Below are 22,222 nucleotides of genomic sequence, written 5' to 3'. Positions count from 1 at the left end.
AATTTAAAATGATGAAACTCAAACTTTTTGGTGTCGTGCTTGCAATGTTTTGCATGCAAAATGCCTTTTCACAAACTAGAAGTATCAGCGGTACGGTTACAGACTCAGGCGGGATTCCGTTACCTGGTGTTTCCGTAATTATTGTAGGTACAACAAATGGTGCATCAACAGATTTTGATGGGAACTTTACCTTAAATAATGTAAATAGCAGTGATCAGGTTTCTTTTAGTTACATAAGTATGATAACTCAGGTAATAACTGTAGGAAATCAAAATACGCTAAATGTAACCATGGAAGAGTCTTTAGAATCGTTAGATGAAATTGTAGTCGTGGGTTATGGCGCTCAAAGTAGAGCAACGGTTACCGGAGCAGTTTCTACCGTAGATTCGGAAGAAATAACAGCAATCCCAGTAACTAATGCAGAATCGGCCCTTCAAGGGCGTGCTCCTGGTATTACTGTAGTAAATAATGGTGTTCCAGGGTCTAATCCTTTAGTATTAATTAGGGGCCTAGGGACCTTTGGGAATAATTCTCCTTTGTATGTTATTGATGGTGTTATTGTAGGTAACTTATCTGGAATCAGTCCAAGTGATATTGAAAATGTATCTGTTTTGAAAGACGCGTCTACTACGGCAATTTATGGTGCTCGAGGGTCAAATGGCGTTATTTTAGTGACTACTAAAAAAGGTAAAAATGGAAAAGGCCAGTTGTCTTTTAATACCTACGCTGGTTTTCAAACAAATTCAGAGCGTTATGACACTATGAATACTATTGAATATTTGCAACATGCTGCAAATTTAGGGGTGTTTCCCAATAGACCTTTATCCACTTACAAAATTAACACGAACTATCAAGACGAAATATTTAGAACAGGGCTTATGCAGAATTATAATGTCAATTATTCTGCCGGTACAGACAAAAGTTCCCAATTTTTTTCTGGTGAATACATAAAGCAAGAAGGCGTCATTATAAACACAGGATTTGAGCGCTATTCGTTTAGAGCCAATAGCTCAATGCAAGTCGGTAAATTGAAAATAGGGGAATCTATGTCTGTTGCATTTGGAAAGCAAAACCCCGAACGAGAAGGAGGAGGGAGAACATTGATTACACATGCAATAAAAGCAGCGCCATACCTTCCTGTTTACAACCCAAACAATGATGGTGGATTTCAAGGGCCTTCATCATCGGCAGATGGACAAGATGCAGAAAACCCTGTAAGAATACAAACTCATCCAACTGGATCTAATAAAACTTTGGGAATTATTGGAAATATTTATGCTGAATTAGAGCTAATTGAAGGGTTAAATTTTAAATCACAAGTAGGGCTTGATTATTTTACTTTTGATGGATATACATTTACGCCTTCTTTTAATGATGATAGTGTTGAAGGAAGTACCACGCATGCACAAGATTTTGCTGATTATGGTAGAAGTCACACTCAGGGACAAACTATAATATTAACTAATAGTCTAACCTATAATACCACAATTGCAGATAATCATAATATTGAAATATTAGCTCTTGTAGAAGACAACAAAAGAAAAAGCACCAATTTTGGTGGTAACGCAAGAAATCTGATCACCAATGAAATAGAGCAATTTGGAGCAACAAATCAATCTATTGGAAGTGGTTCAAGTGAAACCAATAGATTGGGTTATTTGGGACGATTGAACTATAATTATGATAATAAATATATTTTCTCAGCTTCTATTAGAAGAGATGCTTCATCAAGATTTGGTGAAAACAATAGATGGGGAACATTCCCATCGGCATCACTTGGATGGAATATATCAAAAGAAAGTTTTTTAGAAAACACAAGTATTAGTAACCTGAAGTTAAGAGGTAGTTATGGTCTTGTAGGTAATGATAATATTGGAGATTATTTATATAGTGCTACTTTAACTGGTAATTTTGAATATCCTATTGGCGTTACCAACGGAGCAGGTGTAACTGCTGATGGAGGTTCTAACCCGGATTTAAAATGGGAAGAAACCACCATGTTAAATATTGGTCTTGATTTTGGAATTAGTAATGATATGTTTACGGCCAGTTTAGAATATTATCAAAATAGAAGTGATGATTTATTATTAAGCTTACCAGCACCATTATCAAATGGAATTAATGCTGGAAATATAACGGCTAATGTTGGGTCAGTTGAAACGTCAGGTTTTGAAATGGCTTTAGGATTCAATGATTATGAAGGCGATTTTAAATGGTCTGCGAACCTTAATTTAGGAACAAGTACCAACAATGTATTAAGTCTTGGTAACTTGGAGTCCTTTGAAGGAGCAGCTATGAAAGACGGTAAAGGAAATATCTCTCGTACCGTGGAAGGAGAATCTCTTTTTCATTTTTATGGTTTAGTAAGTGATGGTATTTATCAAAACCAAGCAGAAGTGGATGCTGTTTTTACAGCAAATCCCGCGCAAACTACAGTTCAGCCTGGTGATGTGAGATATAAAGATTTAAATGGAGATGGCGATATTACTTCATTAGATAGAGCTATTCTAGCAAATCCATATCCCGATTTAACTTATGGTTTAAACTTGAGTGCTGATTATAAAAACTTTGATTTTAATCTGTATATAACAGGAATTCAGGGTGTAGACATCTACAATACTAATAAATATGATTTAGAAGCAGGTGCGAATAGATTATTCAATGGTAGCACTGTTTTATTAAATAGTTGGACGCCATCCAATCCGTCAACAACACAACCACGTGTTCCCGGAGCACCTCAAAATCATAATGTATCAGATAGATATATTGAAGATGGCTCATTTGCAAGATTAAAAAATTTAAGTATCGGGTATAGTTTAAACGATGTCATTTTTGAAGATTACTTCTCTAAGTTGCGTCTCTATATTAGCGCACAGAACTTAGTAACTATTACTAATTATTCAGGTTTAGATCCTGAATTAGGGCAGGGAAACCAAGAATTTGGAATTGATAGAGGTCGATATCCACAACCAAAGTCGTTTATAGTTGGACTTCAAGTATCATTTTAAAAAAAAATATTATGAAAACATATAAATTAATATTAGTAGCTGTATTTGGCCTTTTCATTATACATTCCTGCTCAGACAAAGACTTAGAATTAAGTAACCCGAATCAATTGGCGCCAGAGACGTTCTTTTCTACAGAGGCACAAGTGCAATCAGCCGTAAATGCGGCATATGCAAATTTGCAGACAGTGGCGCTGTACGGTCGTCTTATTTGGTATATGATGGATAATATGTCTCATGAGCAGTCTGGCAACGGACAACAAGAGGCAGATAAAGTAACTTTCGCAGATTTTTCATTCGATTCAAGTAATGGGCAAATTGCTGAGTATTGGGATACTTGCTATAGAGGGATAAATAAGGCAAATTTTGTTATTGGTAACGAAGCAATCATTAATGAGATTCCAGAAAATGAATTGTCATCAACGAACAAGGCAAAGTTTTTAGCAGAAGCAAAGTTTTTAAGAGCACAATATTACTGGTTATTGGTAAATAGATTTGCTAATATACCTTTAAGAAATGGTGATTTCACGCAGCCTGAAGGGAAGCCTGTGAGTCCAAAGGCAGATATAATTAATCTTATTATTGAAGATTTAAAATTTGCAACTACAAATTTATTATCAAAAAATCAGGAAGAGCTCGGAAGGGCTAATAAAGGTGCTGCCCAAGCTTTTTTAGGTAAGGTGTTATTATATCAAAAGCAATATGGTCCTGCTTTAGATGAGTTTAAAAAAATGACTGGATATGCTCTAGAAAATGATTACTTCGATAATTTTAAAGAAGAAACAGAACACGGTATTGAATCTGTTTGGGAAATTCAATATGATTTATCTCTTGGGACAGGAGATAAATGGGGTGGTCCTGTAGTTGGTCAAGGTAAAAACCATGCCACTTTTAGAGGGCAAGATTATGGTGTTTTGGATTGGTTTAATACATATCCATCAGACGATTTAGTAGCTTCTTTTGAATCAGGTGACAAGCGATTAAATGGAAGTTTTTATTTTGTGGGTGATACTTATAACGGTGGTGCCAATACTCTGGTTGAAGGTGATTTCGCTGAGAATGGAGGTAATGTGCGCCCAGCTGCTTGGAAAAAGTATCAAAACTATTATAAACAAGTAAGTGAAGTACAGGAATCAGGAATTAATGCAAAAGTTATTCGATATGCCGATGTTTTATTAATGATGGCTGAATGTGAGAATGAAGTTGGTACTCAAGCGGCAGCGGTTATTTTAATTAACCGCGTACGTGAAAGAGCAGGTTTAGCTGGTCTTTCAACAGCCTTGTCAAAGTCTGCCGTTTTCGAGGCTATAGTTCAAGAGCGAAAGGTAGAGTTAAATGGAGAACAAGTTCGGTTTGATGATATGATTCGCTGGGGAATTGTTTCAACTGAACTTGCTGGAACTAATTTCCAGTCTGGCAAACATGAGTTATGGCCAATTCCAGATAGAGAAATTGCCACAAATCCAAACGTTACTGCAGAAGACCAAAACCCAGGCTATTAAGTTGTCAATTTGTAAAGAAATAGTTTAGTTTGATTTAGTTAGTTGTAAAAAGCAGTACAAATTTTGTACTGCTTTTTATGCATTATAATAATTCTAGAGATTCATATAGGCCTTAACTATTTTAAAAAATAATAGATAAATCATGAGATTAAGATTATTAAAAAACGGATATGTGTTGATAATGTCTTTGGTATGTGTTTTTAGTTGTAATAAAAGCAAAAATGAGACTTTTAAAGCAAGTCAAAGCATATTCAATATTGTTAATTCAGAGCTGTCAGGGATTGACTTTCAAAACAACTTAACAGAAACTAATGCACTAAATTATTTTACGTATTCTTATCTGTATATGGGTGGTGGGGTTTCAGCAGGCGATATTAACAATGATGGACTTATTGATTTATACTTTACCGGCAATCAGGTTTCAAATAAATTATATTTAAATAAAGGCAACCTAAAATTTGAAGACATTACAGAAAAATCTGGCGTAAGCGGTAACAGTAGCTGGTACACTGGTGTAACCATGGCAGATGTTAATGGAGATGGATTTTTAGATATTTATTGTTCTGTTAGTGGAAAATTTGAACCAAGACAGAATCAACTTTTTATAAATAATCAAGATGGAACGTTTACTGAGCGTGCTCAGGAATATGGGTTGGCTGATATCGGTCATAGTGTTCAGGCTACTTTCTTTGATTATGATAAAGATGGCGATTTGGATTTGTATGTCGCCAATTACCCACCTACAAAATTTAACTCACCAGTTTTCGTATATGTCCAAAACATGAAACGAGTTAAGGACAAAGAAGCCGATCATTTATACAGAAATGATGGGGAGCACTTTACCGATGTAACTAATGATGCTGGTGTGCGATCGTATGGGTTGTCTTTAAGTGCAACAATAGGAGATTTGAACAATGATTCTTGGCCAGATATTTATGTGTCTAATGATTTTAGTTCCCCAGACTTTATGTACTTAAATAATCAAGACGGAACATTTAAAGAAGTGGTAAAGCAAACTACAAATCATACTTCTTTTTATGGTATGGGTGTAGACATTTCAGATTTTAATAACGATGGGAATTTAGATATTTTTCAAGTGGATATGGATGCCGAAAATCACAGAAGACAAAAAGCGAATATGGCAAGTATGAATCCTGAGTTGTTTTGGAACACCGTAAATGCTGGTTTTCATTACCAATACATGCATAATTGCATGCAATTGAATGCAGGTGTTTTTATTGATGACATGCCACATTTTTCTAATGTGTCACGCATAACAGGAACATCATCAACGGATTGGAGTTGGGGACCTTTATTTGCCGATTTTGACAATGATGGTTTAAAGGACTTGTATATTTCAAACGGTACACGACGCGAAATTAATAATAACGATTATTTTAATAGTTTAGAAGAAGGTAAATTTGAGCGAACAGATTTACTGAAAAAAAGTGTAGAAATACCTTCTGAAAAGATTGATAATTTCATGTTTCAAAATAAAGGAAATCTTCAATTTGAGCATGTAAATAAACAATGGGGTATTCAATACGAAGGATTCTCAAATGGTGTAACCTATGCCGACTTGGATAATGATGGTGATTTAGAGGTTGTAACTAATAATATTGATGATTATGCCTCAGTTTTTGAAAACACGAGTTCTAGTACAAAAAACTATATAACAATCAAGTTTGAAGGCCAATCTAAGAACAAACAAGGTATTGGTAACCGTGTGTACGTTAAAACTGGAGATTTAACTCAAATGCAGGAAATGACTTTAACTCGTGGTTTTCAATCTTCAGTAGCACCAGAATTACATTTTGGTTTAAATGAAACTGAAAAAATTGATGAAATAAAAGTGGTTTGGACAACTGGTAAAATACAGCGATTAGAAGATGTTTCCGCAAATCAAACACTTGTTTTAAAAGAAGAAAATGCTATTGAGGAGGCTTATGATATTTTGGAAAATAGACCATTGTTTTTGTCAAATCATGATACGTTTCCACAGTTCAAGCATCAAGAGAATATATATGATGATTTTAAGGATCAAGTATTACTTCCGCATAAAATGTCATCATTTGGGCCTGCGCTTGCGATAGGTGATTTAAACAATGATGGCTTAGATGATTATTTTATTGGTGGAGCTTCAACATACGTTGGAAGAATATTTTTGCAAACAGAAAATGGTTTTGAAGAAAAAGCGATAACGGTTTTGGAAGATGATAAGCTAAGTGAAGATTTGGGTGCGCTTATTTTTGATGCAGATGCTGATGGCGACAACGATTTATATGTTGTCAGCGGTGGTTATGAATTTGATCCAAATGTAAAAGAACTTCAAGACCGACTCTATATTAATAATGGTAAAGGAGCGTTTTTAAAAGCTTCAGATGCCTTGCCTAATATGCCCATTAGTGGGTCAAAAGTGTATCATGCTGATTTTGATAAGGACGGAAGCCAAGATTTACTGGTTTTAGGCCGTCAACTTCCTAAACATTATCCAGCCCCAGTTTCGACGTTCTTGTTAAAAAATAATAGCAAGAATGGTAAGGCTCAATTTGATGTTTTTTCAAAAATGCAACCCAAAGCATTTGAAGATTTAGGTATGGCCACCAGCGCCATAATTACTGATTTTAATAATGATTCTTGGTTAGATATTATTATAGTTGGCGAGTGGATGCCTATTCGGGTTTTTCAAAATATGAAAACAGAATTTAAGGAAGTTTCAGAAGATATGGGACTTGGCAAAGATACCACAGGTTGGTGGTGGAGTATTCAAGAGGGAGATTTTGATAATGATGGTGATATGGATTATGTGCTTGGCAATAATGGATTAAATTATAAATACAAAGCAACGCCAGATGCTACATTCGATATTTTCATGAAAGATTTTGATAAAAATAATAAAAAAGATATCGTATTGAGTTATTACGAGGAAGGAAAACAATATCCAGTTCGGGGACGTGGATGTTCATCACAACAAATACCCGGAATCAAACAAAAATTTGAGAATTATGAAAGTTTTGCTGAAGCTACTTTAGCTGATGTGTATTCTGAGGAATCATTAAAAACGGCATTGCATTATCAAGTTAAGTCCTTTGCAAGTATTTATTTAGAAAATAAGGGCAAACAATTTGTAATCCATCAATTACCAATTGAAGCCCAGGTATCAAGTATTAATCAAATTATAGTGGATGATTTTGATGACGATGACAACCTAGACGCGCTTATTGTTGGAAATTTATATGCTTCAGAAGTTGAAACGCCAAGAAATGATGCTAGCCATGGGTTACTGCTAAAAGGTAATGGAGATGGTAGTTTTGGGGCTCTGCCTGCCTCAAAATCAGGTTTTTTTGTTGTGGGAGATTCTAAGGATATGGCCTATATAAAGGTTAAAGACAACACCTATATCATAGTGGTTAAAAATAATGATATAATAGATGTTGTTAAAAGAAACTAAAACAGGCGTTTTGCGCTAAATAAGCCCCAAATATATTATTTATGAACACATTTTTTATATCCAATATGTCATGCGTCTCATAATTTTGAAAGAATAAAATTGGGTTTGGATAAATGTCATGTTCCTAATTCCAATAAAAACTAATTGAAACTACAACTTTAAAACTAATTTGAGAATTATGAAAAAAACTAAATTATTAGGTTTATTAAGCTTAACACTGTTAATGTTTTGGTCATGCTCTGATGATGAGGCCACGATTAATTTAACGCAACCTACATTTACAATAACACCTCCTGAAGGAGAATCAGGTTTATATATTTTTGAAAATACAACACCAAATAAATCTGTTTTCTACAATTTTTGGCAATTTGAAGAAGGGGGGCAAAAATTTGCTGACCAAGATGGCTCTCTAACCTATGAGTATGATTCCAATGGTCCTAAAATAGTAACATTAACTATGGTAAGTTCTGTTACAAATATGCAAACTTCACAGAGTTTAACAGTGACATTGCCACCGCCGCCAGATGTAAGATACTTAATAAACCCTGAGAGTTTGGTAGCAAATGGCTATTTTGGAGAAGGTGAAGGTGATGAATTTACTAATTGGGGCCAATTTAATGGTGCAGATAGAATAACTGAAGAAAGAGGAGATCCATTAGTGGGATCTAGGGCTGTTAGGGTTATAAATCCTGTTGATGGTAATGAATGGGAAACCCAGTTTGTTACAGATGCATTTCCTACAGTAGATGGAGAAAAATACACAGCATCCCTTTGGATTAAAGGTTCTGCAGTATCTGTTCGTTTTTCTACCAATCCTGGTGTAGGTGGTGATCAATATGCCGGAGGTTATACTGCAACATCTGATTGGACACAGTATTCTTGGACATTTACGGCTAATTCAGCTACTACTTTATTAGCATTGGATATGGGTAAAACTAAAGGTGAATTTATTATTGATGCCGTTGAAGTGGTTGCAGGGGAAATGGCCTTGCCTTTACCGTCTAATGACAGTGAGTTACTAAATGGTGATTTGGAAAATGGCAGTGGTGATGACTTTGCTAATTGGGGCAAATTTAATGGAGGCGACAGAGTTACTGAGGAAACCGTTGATGTGTTAAGCGGCTCTAGAGCTATTAAAATTAATAACCCTGCTGATGGAAATGAATGGGATACACAGTTTGCTAGTGATGGTTTTGCTACGGACAATGGTTCAGATTATACCGTTTCACTGTGGATTAAAGGCGATCCAGTTTCTATAAGATATTCAACTAATCCTGGGGCTGGAGGTACAGAACAATACGCAGGTGGTTATACGGCAACTGCTGAGTGGACAAAATATGCATGGACATTTACTGCGAATTCAGACACGTCATCAATAGCTTTAGATATGGGTAAAACAAAGGGCGTGTTTCTTGTTGACGCCATAAAAGTTGTGAAAAATTAGAAGTAAAGAAAAAAATATGAGAAAGATAAGTAAGTTATTAGTATACTTTGGAGCACTATTTTTTGTTTTAGGCTGTTCTAGTGATGGTAATGGAGATCCAGATCCTGGGGGACCAATAGTAATTCCGGATCCTATTATGGCTTCGTTTGATTTCGCAATTTCAACAACCGACCCTAAAGTATTACTTCTTAATAATACTACAACCTATGATTTACCTTTTACAAGTGTGTGGGATTATGGTAAAGGAGAAGGGTCTGTTCCCGACGGCGAAGGGATTGAGGAAGTAAGGTATGATAATGCTGGAAAATATACTATTAAGCTCACGGTTTCAAGTGATGGCGTAAGTAATACTGCAAGTAAAGATATTATAGTTGATGAGGATGGTATTTGTCCAAGTGGTGTTTGTGGTCCTGTTAATGGCGCAAGTTTAAAGGAGGCGGCTACAACATTTTCTGTAGGTAATATTACAAGGGCATCTTGGGTAAATGGAGGAGGTAAACATACTGAAATTCTGAAACAAGAATTTAATAATTTGACTTCTGAATATGAGATGAAAATGAATATAATGTACCCATCAGAAGGCAATTATGATTTTAGTGCAGGAGATGCTATTGTTGCGTTCGCTCAAGCTAATGCTATGAATATTCACGGTCATGCCTTAATATGGCATAATGCTACGCCGGATTGGGTTACTAATTTTGCTGGTAGTGATGCAGAGTTTGAGGCCATGGTGGAAGACTATATTACTACAACGCTTACAAGGTATAAAGGAAAAGTACGTTCATGGGATGTAGTTAATGAGGCCCTTGATGATAGTTCTGGTCATCCATTAAGAAATTCGGTTTTTAGACAAAAAATGGGAGATGATTACATAAAGAAATGTTTCCAATTTGCTAGAAATGCAGATCCTGATGTGCTTCTTTTTTATAACGATTATAATATGGCCTCTAGCTCCACTAAAAGGGCAGCTATGTTTAATTTGGTGGATAGTTTGGGGGATTTGATAGACGGTGTAGGTGCTCAAATGCATATTTCTTATAATGGTCCTTCAGCATCAAGCATTCAGGCTGTCGCAGATGGAACGGTGTCTAGAGGACTAAAATTGCATTTTGCAGAATTAGATATTAGAGCCAATCCAAATAATGATCAAACCATTCTAACCAGTGCTAGATCTGATGAGCAAAAAGCTAAATTTAGAGAAGTTGTGGAAATTTATAATGCAATTCCTTTAGATAATAAATTTGCTTTGACCACTTGGGGAGTAAGAGATAATGAGTCCTGGTTAATTGATTTCTGGGGAAATATTGATTGGCCACTTATGTTTGATGAAAATTATAATAAAAAAGCGGCGTATCAAGGTTTCTTAGAAGGACTCAATTAGTTTTATTGAAATAGTTAATAGGTTAGTAGTTGTTTTTTATAAGTCCCAAATTATACTATAATTTGGGACTTATTTTTAAAACAATTTCATTAAAAATAGAATCTGAAGGATCCTATTATAGGTTTCTTTCTTCATTTAATAATAAATACTAGAAAACCTTAATGGATAATGTAAATACCGGTTTTTTAAGTACTATGTCTGTTGATGGATTTGTAGGAACGATTTATGGCATGTACACAACTTCATTAGGAGAATCAAGTAAAAATAGGGCTAGTTTTAATTGGTTTAAAATTGAAATTAAGTAGCAATGAAGATAACGTTTAATGTCATTATGATACTCCTTTCTATTTTGAGTTTTGCTCAAGAAAACTATAGTATTTCATCGCAAAAAGATAGATTAAGGCAATATTCTGGGCAATGGGTAAGTGCCATTAATCCTACCACAGATAGCATCGCAAAAGGTCCTGCTATAAAAATGAGTTGTACCAATAATTTCAATAATCATTCCCTTACAGTTAAAGTTTTACAAAAAAACAATAGTAACCAGTATCTTCCTATACTTCATGAAATTATTGGTTATGACCGTGATACCGATACTATTTTTGCAGCTGGTCATAATTCACAAGGCGCATTTTTTACTGGAAAAGGAAGTTTTACATCTGAAAAAAACTGGTCCATGCAAGACAAAGATCTCGATGGTAATAAAACAATGAAGGTTGATTTTAACTTTCAGAATTCTACGGATGTTATATTAGAAGGGTTTGATAATGATAATAATAGTTTATGGAAAACCAGATACATTAAAAGCAATCCTAAAAACAAAAACATTGGTATTCAGCTAGTTTCTGTTCATAACGATATGCTGAAAGACCCGCAAAACACATTGATTCAACTAGGAAGAATGGGATACAGTTATGTTGAAACCTTTGTATATAAAAATGGTAGTTTTTATGGTCAAAGTCCAGAGCAGTTCAAGGTTATGGTTGAAAAAGCCGGTATGAGATTTTTGGGGTCCATGACGTTTTTTGATCCTGATGACAAAAATAATGCTGCTGCAATACGTACTTGGTGGAACAAGACTATACAAGATCATAAACTTGCTGGTGTTGAATATCTTTCTACTTCAAATGGTAAACTAAAAAGCCTCAAGACTATTAAGGAACTTCAAGACTATTGTAATTACTATAACAAAATAGGGAAGTTATGTAAAACCAATGGGTTGAAATTTATTTTTCATAATCATGCCGATGAGTTTTTAATGGTAGAAGGCGTAAGAGTTTATGATTACTTTCTTCAAAACACGAATCCTGAATATGTCTATTTTCAATCTGATATCTATTGGATGCATGTCGCCGGTGTCAACCCTGTCGATTATTTTAAAACCTATCCCAACCGATTTATTAGTTGGCACGTTAAAGACTATAAGGAATTAGGTGACAGTGGAAACATTGATTTCCATGACATATTTAAGTATCAAGACGTATCTGGAGTACAATATATCCTGTCTGAAGTTGAAGATTATAGCTTTCCGCCTTTGTTTAGTGTTGGTTTAGCATGGGAATATATTTATTATGAGTTATTAAAATAAACGTTTGATTATGAGACCTTTTACAATGCAGTATCTTTTATTAATTATAGGTGTGCTTACAATGATTAAAACAAATGCTCAAGATCAGTTTAGCGTTTTATTGTTTACCCAACATGATGAATGGCATTCTAATACCATCCTTGTGGCTATTCAGGCTTTTGAAGAAATGGCAGAAGAACATCAGTTTAAGTTTAATTGGACACAATGGCCAAATGATCTTATAGAGAAATTACCAGAACATGATGTAGTCATATTTATGAACGCTAATGCCGATTCTTTGAAGACAAAACATATGATTGCTTTAAAAGCATTTATGAAAGGAAGCGGAGGTTTTGTAGGTATACATGCTGCTTCAGATAGTAAAAAAGAAAACCCTTGGTTTGATGGTTTAATAGGTGCAAAATTTGTTAGCCATCCAAAATTGCAAGCCGCAATTGTAAAAGTTGAGAATACTGATTTTCCAGCAACATGGCATCTCTCAAATAAATGGCTTCGTAGCGATGAATGGTATAACTTTAAAAATATGAATTTAGATACACTAAATATTCTATTGACTGTAGATGAAACTTCTTATGATTTTACGGAGGGTTATGATGACATGCCTTTAAAAGGCATGGGAGCGGTACATCCTATTTCATGGTACCAGGATTATGAAGGAGGAAGATCGTTTTATACCGCTTTAGGCCATAAGCCAGAATCGTATAAAGACAAAAATTTCTTGAACCATATTTTTGGTGGGATATACTGGGTGGTGAATAAACAAAATAATTAGTTATGAAATTTTTTTTAGTACTATTTTCTTTATTTTTTGTTTTTGGTAGTTGTTCATCATCAACTAATGAGACAGAACCTGAACCGGCAATAGTCTTGCCATCAGTAACATGTAATGATGGTTTTCAAAATGGTGATGAAGAAGGTGTTGATTGTGGAGGTACAGCTTGTGTAGCATGTCCAGTGGTAACCGCAACTATTCCAGTATCTGGTTTTGAGTCGCCTACAACGTATACTGGCTACAACTTAGTTTGGAACGATGAATTTAATACGGATACATTAGATGAAAGCAAATGGAGTTTCCATTTGGCTAGTGGTTGTCCTAATTTGTGTGGTTGGGGAAATAATGAAGAGCAATATTACACAGATAAAAATCACTATTATAAAGATGGAAATTTAATTATTACAGCTAAAAAGGAAAAAATATCAGGATTTGATTATTCATCAACAAGAATACATTCTGATAATAAGTTTGAATTTAAATACGGTAGAATAGATATAAGAGCAAGTATGCCTTCAGCTATCGGTACTTGGGTGGCTTTTTGGCTGTTGAATAAAGATTATGAAGTGCAAAACCCTGCAAAAGAATGGCCCAGTGGCGGCGAAATTGATATTATGGAATATTTAGGTGAAGACAAAACCGAAATTTTGGGTACACCTCACTATGGTAAAGATTTAGCTAACCATAAGTATAATTCTACTTACTATAAGACTTCAGAAGATAATTTTGATAAGGTGTTTTATGTGTTTTCACTAATTTGGGAAGCCGATAAGTTGACTTGGTTAGTTAATGATATGCCATATAAAACGTTTACACCCGGCGATTCTGGTGGGCAACCTTATCCGTTTAATGACGAGTTTTATTTATTAATGAATCTATCAGTTGGAGGGAATTTGCCTACAGATCCAATACCTATTGAATATCCGACATTTTTAATTGTTGATTATATTAGGGTGTTTCAGAAAAAATAAAACATATAAAATCGACTAAATTTGGTTGTGTTTAGTGGCTCTGTAATTAAACTGGGTTCGTTATCCTATTTATTTATAAGGGTTTAAAGTTTCTATGCTTCCATCTTCCCTATGAGTAATTTCGGCTACTTTAACAGATCTTAAATGCGTTACTCCTTTGGATAAACTAGAATCATGATAAAATAGATACCACTTACCATCTACTTCACAAACGGAATGATGAGATGTCCAGCCTACTACAGGGTTTAAAATGCGTCCATCATAGGTAAATGGCCCGTATGGGTTATCGCCAACAGCATAACAAATAAAATGTGTGTCCCCCGTTGAATAAGAGAAATAATACTTCTCATTATATTTATGTAACCACGCCGCTTCAAAAAAACGACGCTCATTATCTTTAGCTAGTAAAAGATCGCCATTTTTATCTACAATTTCAATGCCTCTTGGTTTTTCAGAAAACTCTAATAAATCATCGGTCATTTTAGCAACTAAGGGTAATAATGCTTTTTCATTACCTTCAGGTAAAAATGCTGTAGGACTTTCGGGATATTCGCCGTTAAATTCTCCTGATTTCCAACGTTGTAATTGTCCGCCCCAAAGACCACCGAAATACATATAGTAGCTCCCATCATCATCTTTAAAAACTGCCGGATCGATAGAAAAACTACCTTTTATGGCTTCGGGTTGAGCAGTAAAAGGACCCGTTGGAGATTTGCTTGTAGCTACGCCAATACGGAATATACCATCATAGGCCTTTGCTGGAAAAAATAAATAGTAAGTGCCATCTTTTTCGTTAGCGTCAGGAGCCCACATCTGTTCTTTAGCCCAAGGTACATCATTAACATGTAAGGCCACACCATGATCTATGGCTTCACTATCTATACTGTCCATGGAAATAACATGATAATCTTCCATAGCGAAATGACTACCTAAGTCATCAAAAGCTTCACCTGCATCAACATCATGCGAAGGGTAAATGTATATTGTCCCATTAAATACATGTGCTGAGGGATCTGCAGTGTATATGTTGGTAACTAGAGGTTGGGATATGGCACGTTTGTTTAAATCTTCAAAATCTATATTTTCAATGCTTGCTTCTGGCATGATATTCTTATTTAATTCGTCTTTGTTTTAAATCTGATTCAATTTGAACTTCCATTTTCTTATTAATTTCATAGAGGAAAAGTAAGCCTACTGCAATTAAAAATGGTATTGCAGGAAATATACTAACAAGCATTTTAGTTCCGGTGACAGCATTTGCGGTTTGCTCTGGAAGACTAGCGTCATAGCCGTAACTACCTAAAATAGAAGCTACAAGTGCTGAGCCAATACTTAAGCCTCCTTTTAAACCTACCATCATAGCGGAGAAAATAATGGCTGTTGCTCTACGGTTTGTTTTCCATTCCGAATAATCTGCAACATCGGCAATCATAGCCCAAAGTAAAGGGATAGTGATGCCATAGGAAAAGCCGTGTAATATTTGTGATAGAAAAATGAATTCTACGGCTGTTGCCTCGAAGAAATAAAAGAAGATGATAAACAATGTTGAAATAAACAAAAATGTCATAAAGACATCTCTTTTGCCATATTTATCTGCTAATTTTTTTGATAAGCCAATGCCAACAATCATAAAAATAATACCACCAGCATTGAACAATCCAAACCCTGCAGATACAGGATCTTCTCCAAAGAAGTTGATGCCAATACTTGATAAAAAGTCTAAAATTGGACTTATAAAACGTGTTAGTCTATCTGCATCTACATAGTTTTTGAAATAATACACATAAGAACCGCCTTTCATAGCTAGTGTAACAAAAATTAAGAGTGTAACTGATAAAGTAATAACCCAAGGTTTATTTTTAAATAAATCTGATAAATCTTCTTTGATGCTTGATTTTTGTTCTGGTTTCGGAACAATACGTTCACGTGTTGTAAAAAAAGTAATGAGCAACATGATGGTGCCAATAATGGCAAGCCATGTCATTACTATTTCTATTCCCACCGCTTTGTCTCCTCCGCCAGCAGATTCAATAATGGGTAGCATAAATACTTGGACAAAGAATTGTGCAAACATGACTGCAACAAAGCGATAAGCAGAAATACTATTCCGTTCGCCCATATCACCTGTAATGACGCCGCTTAAAGCCGAATATGGCAAGTTGTTTGCTGCGTAAAGCAAAAGCAATAGGGTGTAGGTGAGAACGGCATAAATAACTTTTCCCTTATATTCAAAATCGGGTGTGCTAAAAGCTAAAAGTGCAACGATACCAAGTGGTACTGCGGTCCATAAAATCCATGGTCTAAACTTTCCGTATTTAGAATTTGTTCTATCTGCAATAGCTCCAATTATAGGATTAAACCCAAATGCCGCTATTAGTCCAACGGTTAGCATAATTGCTGATGCATGGTTTGCTTCAAGACCATAAATATCAGTATAGAAAAAAGCTAAATACGTAACTAATGTTTGAAATACGAGATTGGCAGCAAGGTCTCCTAAAGCATAACCCACTTTTTCTTTAACCGATAATTTTTGAGTATTAGAATTCATAAATATTCTTAGAGGTTAAGTTTTCGGTTACTTTTTAGTTTTTAATGCTAATACATTTTGATAGGCTTGTTTAGCTTTGTTTTCTCGGTCAAAAAGTAATGGATGATTAGTTCTTCCTTTTATGGGCCAACCATTTAGCCAAGATTGACCATCATTAACACCCCAAAAAGTGACTCTTTCAATTTTATCTTTATGCTTTAAGAAGAGTTTAAAGATGTCTTCATAACGTTTAGCTAATTTTACTTGCGCAGAATCTGTTAATTTTTCAGGATAAGGATTCATTTTTGGGTCCCCTTCATATTGCTCATAACTTTGCTCAACAGCAGCGCCATTTAAATCCCAAGGATTTGGTAATACAGTGACATCTAATTCTGTAAAGCTGACTTTAACCCCTAGGTTAGAATAAGCTATGATGCTATTTTCAATGTCTTCTATAGAGGGGCCTTCTAAACTCCAATGGGCTTGCATGCCCACGCCATCTAATTTCACGCCGCTTTCTTGAAGTTGTTTTACCAGTCTTATTACGCCAGCGCGTTTTTCTGGTTTCCATAAATTATAATCATTATAGACTAATTTTGCATTAGGATCTGCTTTTGCGGCGAGTTTAAAAGCATGTTCTATATAGTTTTCACCACCCATGACCTTATAAAATTGAGATTCTCTAGGCGTACCATCTTCATTTAATGCTTCATTTACAACATCCCAAGTGGTAATTTTACCTTTATACCTTCCCACAATTTTATTGATATGGGTTTCAATGGTATTTGCCAATTCTGAACTATCTTTAATGTTTTGTACCCAAGGCGCCAATTGACTATGCCATACGAGCGTGTGTCCAACAATATGCATATTTTCCTGTTGTCCTAGTGCCACATATTTATCAGCTATTTCAAAATAAAAGGAATCCTTTTCGGGGTGAATTTGCTCCCATTTCATGTCGTTTTCAGGAGTAATGGAATTAAATTCTTTTTCTAGAAGGTTAATAGCGTTTTTATCAGCGCCAGTAATTTGAGTATTACTTAATGCAGCGCCAATTAAAAAGTCTTGTAAAAAAGTGTCTTTTAAAGTGTTTAATTTTTCTGTATGAGTAGAGTTTTCAACTTGTTTTTCCTTTGTTTTACAACTACTGAATGGTAGCAGAAGAATTACACAGGTTGCTAAGACGACGGTTTGTTTCATAATAACGTTATACTAAAGAAATATATAATTGATAATTTTCTGGAGATAAAAGTACTTTTTAACACTGGGTACTTCTGAAACAAAATGGACTGATAGTAGAACAATTGTTGCGAAAATTGATTAATATTTAAACTATAACGCGTGTCTCTATTAATACTTAGATAAATAGCCTATTCAAATCATTTAAAACAAAAAATCTCAGGCTATATATAACCTGAGATTTTTAATCTTACAAAATATTTTTGTCTACTATTAATGTTGTATTACCATCAGCTTTGAGGCATTTAAGCTTTTCGCTGCATCAGATAATTTTACCACATAAACACCATTAGCTAAATTTGCCGTGTCAATGGTTAATTTTTTAGAAAATCCATCAAAAGATTGAGATGAAATAAGTTTTCCTTCTAAACTTAAAATTTGAACATTATTTACTTTATTGTTTAAATTACTTAAGGTAAAGAAACTATTAGCAGGGTTTGGTGATAATGTAAATCCACTTAATTCATTGTCTTTTACAGAAGCCGTAGCAGTGGAGTAAAATTTAATTTCACTAAGAGTATTCCAAGGACTATCAGACCTTCCGTAGCACTTAACCTTAACATATTTAGCCCCAGCAATAGGAGTGAAATCTTTAAACTGTAAGTAGGTGTTGTCTTGATTAGTAAGTAAATTCCCGGCGCTAGGATAAATATTTGTAAAATCGGCTTCCTCAACACCAGTTGTTGAAACCCATAACTGGAATTGATATGAAGGTGATTTTGTAACCGTTAAATATTGAATTTCTGCTAGATCATAGCCGCCTCCTAAATCTAAAATAAGAGCTTCTCCACGCGGGTCAGAACTTTCAGCCGCCCAATCTGTATCTGGGTCATTGTCTACAGCATTAGCTGCATAATTTTCCTTTCCAGCAGGGATATCCACTTGTTGATCAAAGTAAAAGTTAACGGATACCCCGGTAATTTCTGTATTACTTGTGTCAACAGGGTCTTGGGCAAAAGTAAAGAGCGATACTAAACATAGCGCAAATGCCAAATAAGTGTTTTTTTGTTTGAAGTTTTTTGAATGTAATTTTGTTCTCATACGTAATAAGTTTTTAATTGGTTAACCAGTTGTTTGGAACGAATATACAAAAAAATAAATTGGTCAACCAATTGTGATTTGAACTGTATTGACAAAAATGACGGAAGATTATGGGGTAATTTGTTTTTAACTGTTGTCTAGTGGGATATTTTTTATGATTATATAATGGATAAATCAATCTCTATCTTATTTATCGTAAAATGGACTGCCTTTTAAAATTATGTGTAAATGCCCTTTAACTTAATGGAATAATATTTTATTCTTATTGATTTTTAGACTCGTTTATTTATGAAACAAGTTTAAAATATATTAATTTTACCAGCCTAATATTAGGGGGATTTATTAATTCAATGACATGCACTATGAGGTATAATCTAAATAATAAACGATTTAAATTACTCTTTTTGTTTTCCGCTTTTTTATTCATTTTTAACTGCAATCCTGAGGGTGGAGAATATGTGAGTGATTATGATTTGGTATACACCAACTATTCACCAGAATATGATTTTAATAAAACCTATACCTATTCGTTACCGGAAGGCGTCATTAAAATTGATGGAGAAGATGATGATGATCCAGAATTTATAGATAAGGTATACAGTGATGCCATTTTAAGTAATTTGAAGACCAATTTGGATGCTATGAATTGGACAGAGGTTGACGCTTCTGATAGTCCTGATATTGTCATAGTAGCCTCAGCATTTGATCAAAGCTTTTATTATTATTTTCCGCCACCAGGCTATCCAGGTTGGGGTTGGTGGTATCCCGGATATATCCCTGGTTATGTTTCCGGATATAAAACGGGTTCAATTTTGATTCAAATGACTGTACCTAAAGATGCAACTAATAATGAAATTCCAGTGAATTGGATTTGTGGCGTAAATGGCTTATTGCAGGGAAGTACCGCTTATGTTATAGATAGAATAGATAGAAACCTGAATCAAGCTTTCAAGCAAGCACCATTCAATAATTAAATATAACTTATGAAATTTAAATTTATTTTATTCGTCGGTTTATTAGCTGCTTCATTTACAACAGCTGCACAAGATAAGTATAGTCTAAATTATATTATTGGATTCCCAACTGGTGAAGCCTCTGAGTTTATAAGCTCTACGAGCTGGAGAGGTATAGGCTTTGATTATGTGCATGAGCTTGATAGAAATTGGGCTATAGGTGGAAGTATTAGCTGGCAAACCTTTTACGAAGATATAGGATATCAAACTACTGAAAATGGCACTGAAACGGTTTCGGCTAAACGCTATAATTATATCAATAGCTTGCCAATTCATGTTACAGGAAGTTATTATTTTAAATCATCAAAAGATTTGACACCTTTCATATCGTTAGGTGTAGGTGCTATGTATAATAGACAGGAGCAAGATTTAGGTTTGTATGTGCTTTCTAGTGACGCTTGGCAATTTAGTGTAAGACCTGAGCTAGGAGTAGAATACGAATTGAGATATGGTTTTGGCCTTCGCGGTGCTTTACGTTATAATTACGCTGCAAAGTCAGGTGGGCTAGATGGTTTATCTCATATTGGCTTGGCTTTAGGGGTGTACTGGGATAATTAATTTTTTTTTCTAGCTGTAGCTTGTAGTTACTAATTTCTGAATGCCGCTAGCTAGAGTGGTTAGAGGATTCTATTAGGCGCTATTTATCTTTGGCGAAAGCCATTTAAAAAGTATAAGAAAGTCCTTTAAACTAAAAGGAGTTGTTCTATTGCCTTTCTCGCTTTTTTGAGAAACTATATTATAATACTGGATTGGTTTATTATAGTTATGGCTTGGCAGTTGTTGGAAATAGGATACCAATGAACTTGTATTCAGCAAAAACAATTGTAAATTTCCTGATCAAGAATACACCATAGAGTATTGTGTTATTTCTTAAATGCCTTTTTAAGCATTAGTAAGGTGCTAAGTTTTCCCATGATGTCGATTCCAGTTTGGAGCCAATGAGGAGGCTTTACCGCCTCTTGATATTCATATTTTAAATGCTTAATTTCCTCTAAAGCAATTTTGCGTTCTAAATTTAATATTTTTAGATCACGTTCTATACTTTCAAAATCCTTATATGTTTTCATCTTGACTAAAAAATGGTTTTGAGAGTGATTTAATAATGGCATTATTTATATGTTTTCTAAAAAGAAAAACAATAAAGGAAATGACTAGATAAAGGACACCTACCAAGACAAATCCCAAAGAATAACTATTTACGAGGTCGCCAATTTTAAAAGCGGCAGCAACAGACATAAAAACAAGAGCAACAAGAATTAAACCACCCACAATCATGATTTTGAAAATCATGCTTACAGAAATAGTAACTTGCTGAAAAATTTTTAGTCTATAATATTCATAGGATTTGGATAGGAATTTATCGCCTAGGTCTCCAGCCTTTTTATTTGTTTCATGTATTGAATCAATTACTCCCATTAACTTAGTGGTGCTTTATTATTTGATTTACTCTTTATGGTTTCCTCTTGAAACATTTTATTGCGTTCCTTTAATAAGGCCAATTTTTTTTCTAAACCTACTATAAGATCGTCAGCTTTATAACTGGCATTCGCCATAATAGCGTCTAATTGATCTTCTAAAGATTCTTTTTTATGCACGGCTTCAGATTCAATTTTATCTTTTAAATCATTTGCGGTGTCAGATAATTTCTGCTTAGCCGATAAAGCCTCGTCAATTACTTTTTGTCTGGTCTTAACACCTTTGTCTGGGGCAAATAATAGGCCTAAGGTAACCCCAATGGCTCCACCCGCTAATATTCCTAAGAATGTACTTCCACTATTGCTCATAACTTTAAATTTAAATTAGTATCCGTTTTTGTTTAAAATTACTTAAAATAATTTAAACCTAAGAATTGAAGTCGTTTAAAATAACTTATTTCAGCTAATGAATAGCTTAATTTGCAATCTCCATAAGTTTTGCTTTGGTGGCTTCGGTGGTCTTTTTTGAATTACCAATAAATATGGTATCATCAATAATAATAACTGGTCTGCTTAAAAATGTATAATGCTCGAGTAAATAATGTTTGTAGTCACTTTCATTTAACGTTTGGTTCTTTAAGTCCATTTCTTTGTAAAGTTTGGCGCGTTTACTAAAAAGAGCCTCGTAGCTGCCTGCTAAACTATGCATTTCTTCTAACTGTTTTACCGTTATTTCTTCGTGCTTTATATCTTGCAGGATAAACTCCTTAGGGATATTTAGTGTCTTAAGAATTCTTTGACATGTGCTGCATGTTTTCAAATAATATATTTTTTTCATAACAAGTTTCGTTTCTAAAAACAAAATAAAACTAT

The 22,222-nt window shown here is 34.5% G+C and carries 19 protein-coding genes; 11 read left to right on the top strand and 8 right to left on the bottom strand.

Annotation, left to right across the window (positions count from 1 at the left end):
- The first annotated feature begins 8 nt into the window (after nt 1-8).
- The 9 genes from IE051_RS05530 (at nt 9) to IE051_RS05490 (ending at nt 14,114) form a co-directional block, all read left to right on the top strand.
- Nucleotides 9-3,008, top strand: coding sequence for a SusC/RagA family TonB-linked outer membrane protein (locus IE051_RS05530; protein ID WP_189359779.1), 3,000 nt, complete (start codon nt 9-11; stop codon nt 3,006-3,008).
- Nucleotides 3,009-3,019: 11 nt separating this feature from the next.
- Nucleotides 3,020-4,507 carry a RagB/SusD family nutrient uptake outer membrane protein gene (locus IE051_RS05525; RefSeq protein ID WP_189359778.1) on the top strand — a complete coding sequence of 496 codons (1,488 nt, stop codon included), beginning with the start codon at nt 3,020-3,022 and terminating at the stop codon, nt 4,505-4,507.
- A 142-nt stretch (nt 4,508-4,649) separates the two neighbouring features.
- A complete protein-coding gene (locus IE051_RS05520) occupies nt 4,650-7,958 on the top strand; it encodes a VCBS repeat-containing protein (protein WP_229796734.1) in 3,309 nt (1,102 codons plus the stop codon).
- Nucleotides 7,959-8,136: 178 nt separating this feature from the next.
- Nucleotides 8,137-9,402, top strand: a complete 1,266-nt coding sequence (locus IE051_RS05515) for a carbohydrate binding domain-containing protein (protein WP_189359777.1) — start codon at nt 8,137-8,139, stop codon at nt 9,400-9,402.
- A gap of 16 nt (nt 9,403-9,418) precedes the next feature.
- On the top strand, nt 9,419-10,783 hold the full coding sequence (locus IE051_RS05510; RefSeq protein ID WP_189359776.1) for an endo-1,4-beta-xylanase: 1,365 nt from the start codon (nt 9,419-9,421) through the stop codon (nt 10,781-10,783).
- A 161-nt stretch (nt 10,784-10,944) separates the two neighbouring features.
- Complete coding sequence (locus IE051_RS05505) at nt 10,945-11,088, top strand: beta-xylosidase family glycoside hydrolase (protein ID WP_189359775.1); 144 nt, start codon at nt 10,945-10,947, stop codon at nt 11,086-11,088.
- A gap of 2 nt (nt 11,089-11,090) precedes the next feature.
- Nucleotides 11,091-12,371 (top strand): sugar phosphate isomerase/epimerase family protein, encoded by a 1,281-nt coding sequence (locus IE051_RS05500; RefSeq protein ID WP_189359774.1) that lies wholly within the window; start codon nt 11,091-11,093, stop codon nt 12,369-12,371.
- A 10-nt stretch (nt 12,372-12,381) separates the two neighbouring features.
- Entirely contained in the window at nt 12,382-13,143 is a 762-nt protein-coding gene (locus IE051_RS05495; RefSeq protein WP_189359773.1) for a ThuA domain-containing protein, read from the top strand.
- Between the two features lie 2 nt (nt 13,144-13,145).
- Nucleotides 13,146-14,114: a glycoside hydrolase family 16 protein gene (locus IE051_RS05490; RefSeq protein WP_189359772.1), complete on the top strand. Its 969-nt coding sequence runs from the start codon at nt 13,146-13,148 to the stop codon at nt 14,112-14,114.
- A gap of 69 nt (nt 14,115-14,183) precedes the next feature.
- Here IE051_RS05490 and IE051_RS05485 read toward each other — a convergent pair whose 3' ends face one another.
- The 4 genes from IE051_RS05485 to IE051_RS05470 form a co-directional block, all read right to left on the bottom strand.
- Nucleotides 14,184-15,218: a glycoside hydrolase family 43 protein gene (locus IE051_RS05485; protein ID WP_189359771.1), complete on the bottom strand. Its 1,035-nt coding sequence runs from the start codon at nt 15,216-15,218 to the stop codon at nt 14,184-14,186.
- Between the two features lie 7 nt (nt 15,219-15,225).
- Nucleotides 15,226-16,662, bottom strand: coding sequence for an MFS transporter (locus IE051_RS05480; RefSeq protein WP_189359770.1), 1,437 nt, complete (start codon nt 16,660-16,662; stop codon nt 15,226-15,228).
- A gap of 27 nt (nt 16,663-16,689) precedes the next feature.
- Nucleotides 16,690-17,841: an endo-1,4-beta-xylanase gene (locus IE051_RS05475; RefSeq protein ID WP_189359769.1), complete on the bottom strand. Its 1,152-nt coding sequence runs from the start codon at nt 17,839-17,841 to the stop codon at nt 16,690-16,692.
- Nucleotides 17,842-18,093: 252 nt separating this feature from the next.
- Nucleotides 18,094-18,921: a T9SS type A sorting domain-containing protein gene (locus IE051_RS05470; protein WP_189359768.1), complete on the bottom strand. Its 828-nt coding sequence runs from the start codon at nt 18,919-18,921 to the stop codon at nt 18,094-18,096.
- A gap of 362 nt (nt 18,922-19,283) precedes the next feature.
- Between IE051_RS05470 and IE051_RS05465 the strand changes: the two genes are divergently transcribed.
- Both IE051_RS05465 and IE051_RS05460 read left to right on the top strand, forming a co-directional pair.
- Nucleotides 19,284-19,895 (top strand): DUF4136 domain-containing protein, encoded by a 612-nt coding sequence (locus IE051_RS05465; RefSeq protein ID WP_189359767.1) that lies wholly within the window; start codon nt 19,284-19,286, stop codon nt 19,893-19,895.
- 9 nt (nt 19,896-19,904) lie between these two features.
- Nucleotides 19,905-20,492 carry an outer membrane beta-barrel protein gene (locus IE051_RS05460; protein WP_189359766.1) on the top strand — a complete coding sequence of 196 codons (588 nt, stop codon included), beginning with the start codon at nt 19,905-19,907 and terminating at the stop codon, nt 20,490-20,492.
- A gap of 305 nt (nt 20,493-20,797) precedes the next feature.
- Here the strand turns inward: IE051_RS05460 and IE051_RS05455 are convergent, their stop codons facing one another.
- From IE051_RS05455 to IE051_RS05440, 4 genes are all read right to left on the bottom strand, one after another.
- Nucleotides 20,798-21,001, bottom strand: coding sequence for a hypothetical protein (locus IE051_RS05455; protein WP_189359765.1), 204 nt, complete (start codon nt 20,999-21,001; stop codon nt 20,798-20,800).
- Entirely contained in the window at nt 20,988-21,350 is a 363-nt protein-coding gene (locus IE051_RS05450) for a hypothetical protein (protein ID WP_189359764.1), read from the bottom strand. Before IE051_RS05450 ends, IE051_RS05455 begins: the two co-directional genes overlap by 14 nt.
- A complete protein-coding gene (locus IE051_RS05445; RefSeq protein ID WP_189359763.1) occupies nt 21,350-21,718 on the bottom strand; it encodes a YtxH domain-containing protein in 369 nt (122 codons plus the stop codon). Before IE051_RS05445 ends, IE051_RS05450 begins: the two co-directional genes overlap by 1 nt.
- A gap of 106 nt (nt 21,719-21,824) precedes the next feature.
- Complete coding sequence (locus tag IE051_RS05440; RefSeq protein WP_189359762.1) at nt 21,825-22,187, bottom strand: arsenate reductase family protein; 363 nt, start codon at nt 22,185-22,187, stop codon at nt 21,825-21,827.
- Nucleotides 22,188-22,222: the final 35 nt, after the last annotated feature.

The organism is Algibacter mikhailovii, from assembly GCF_014651495.1.
GTDB lineage: Bacteria > Bacteroidota > Bacteroidia > Flavobacteriales > Flavobacteriaceae > Algibacter_E > Algibacter_E mikhailovii.
This window is presented reverse-complemented; position numbering and strand designations above follow the sequence as displayed.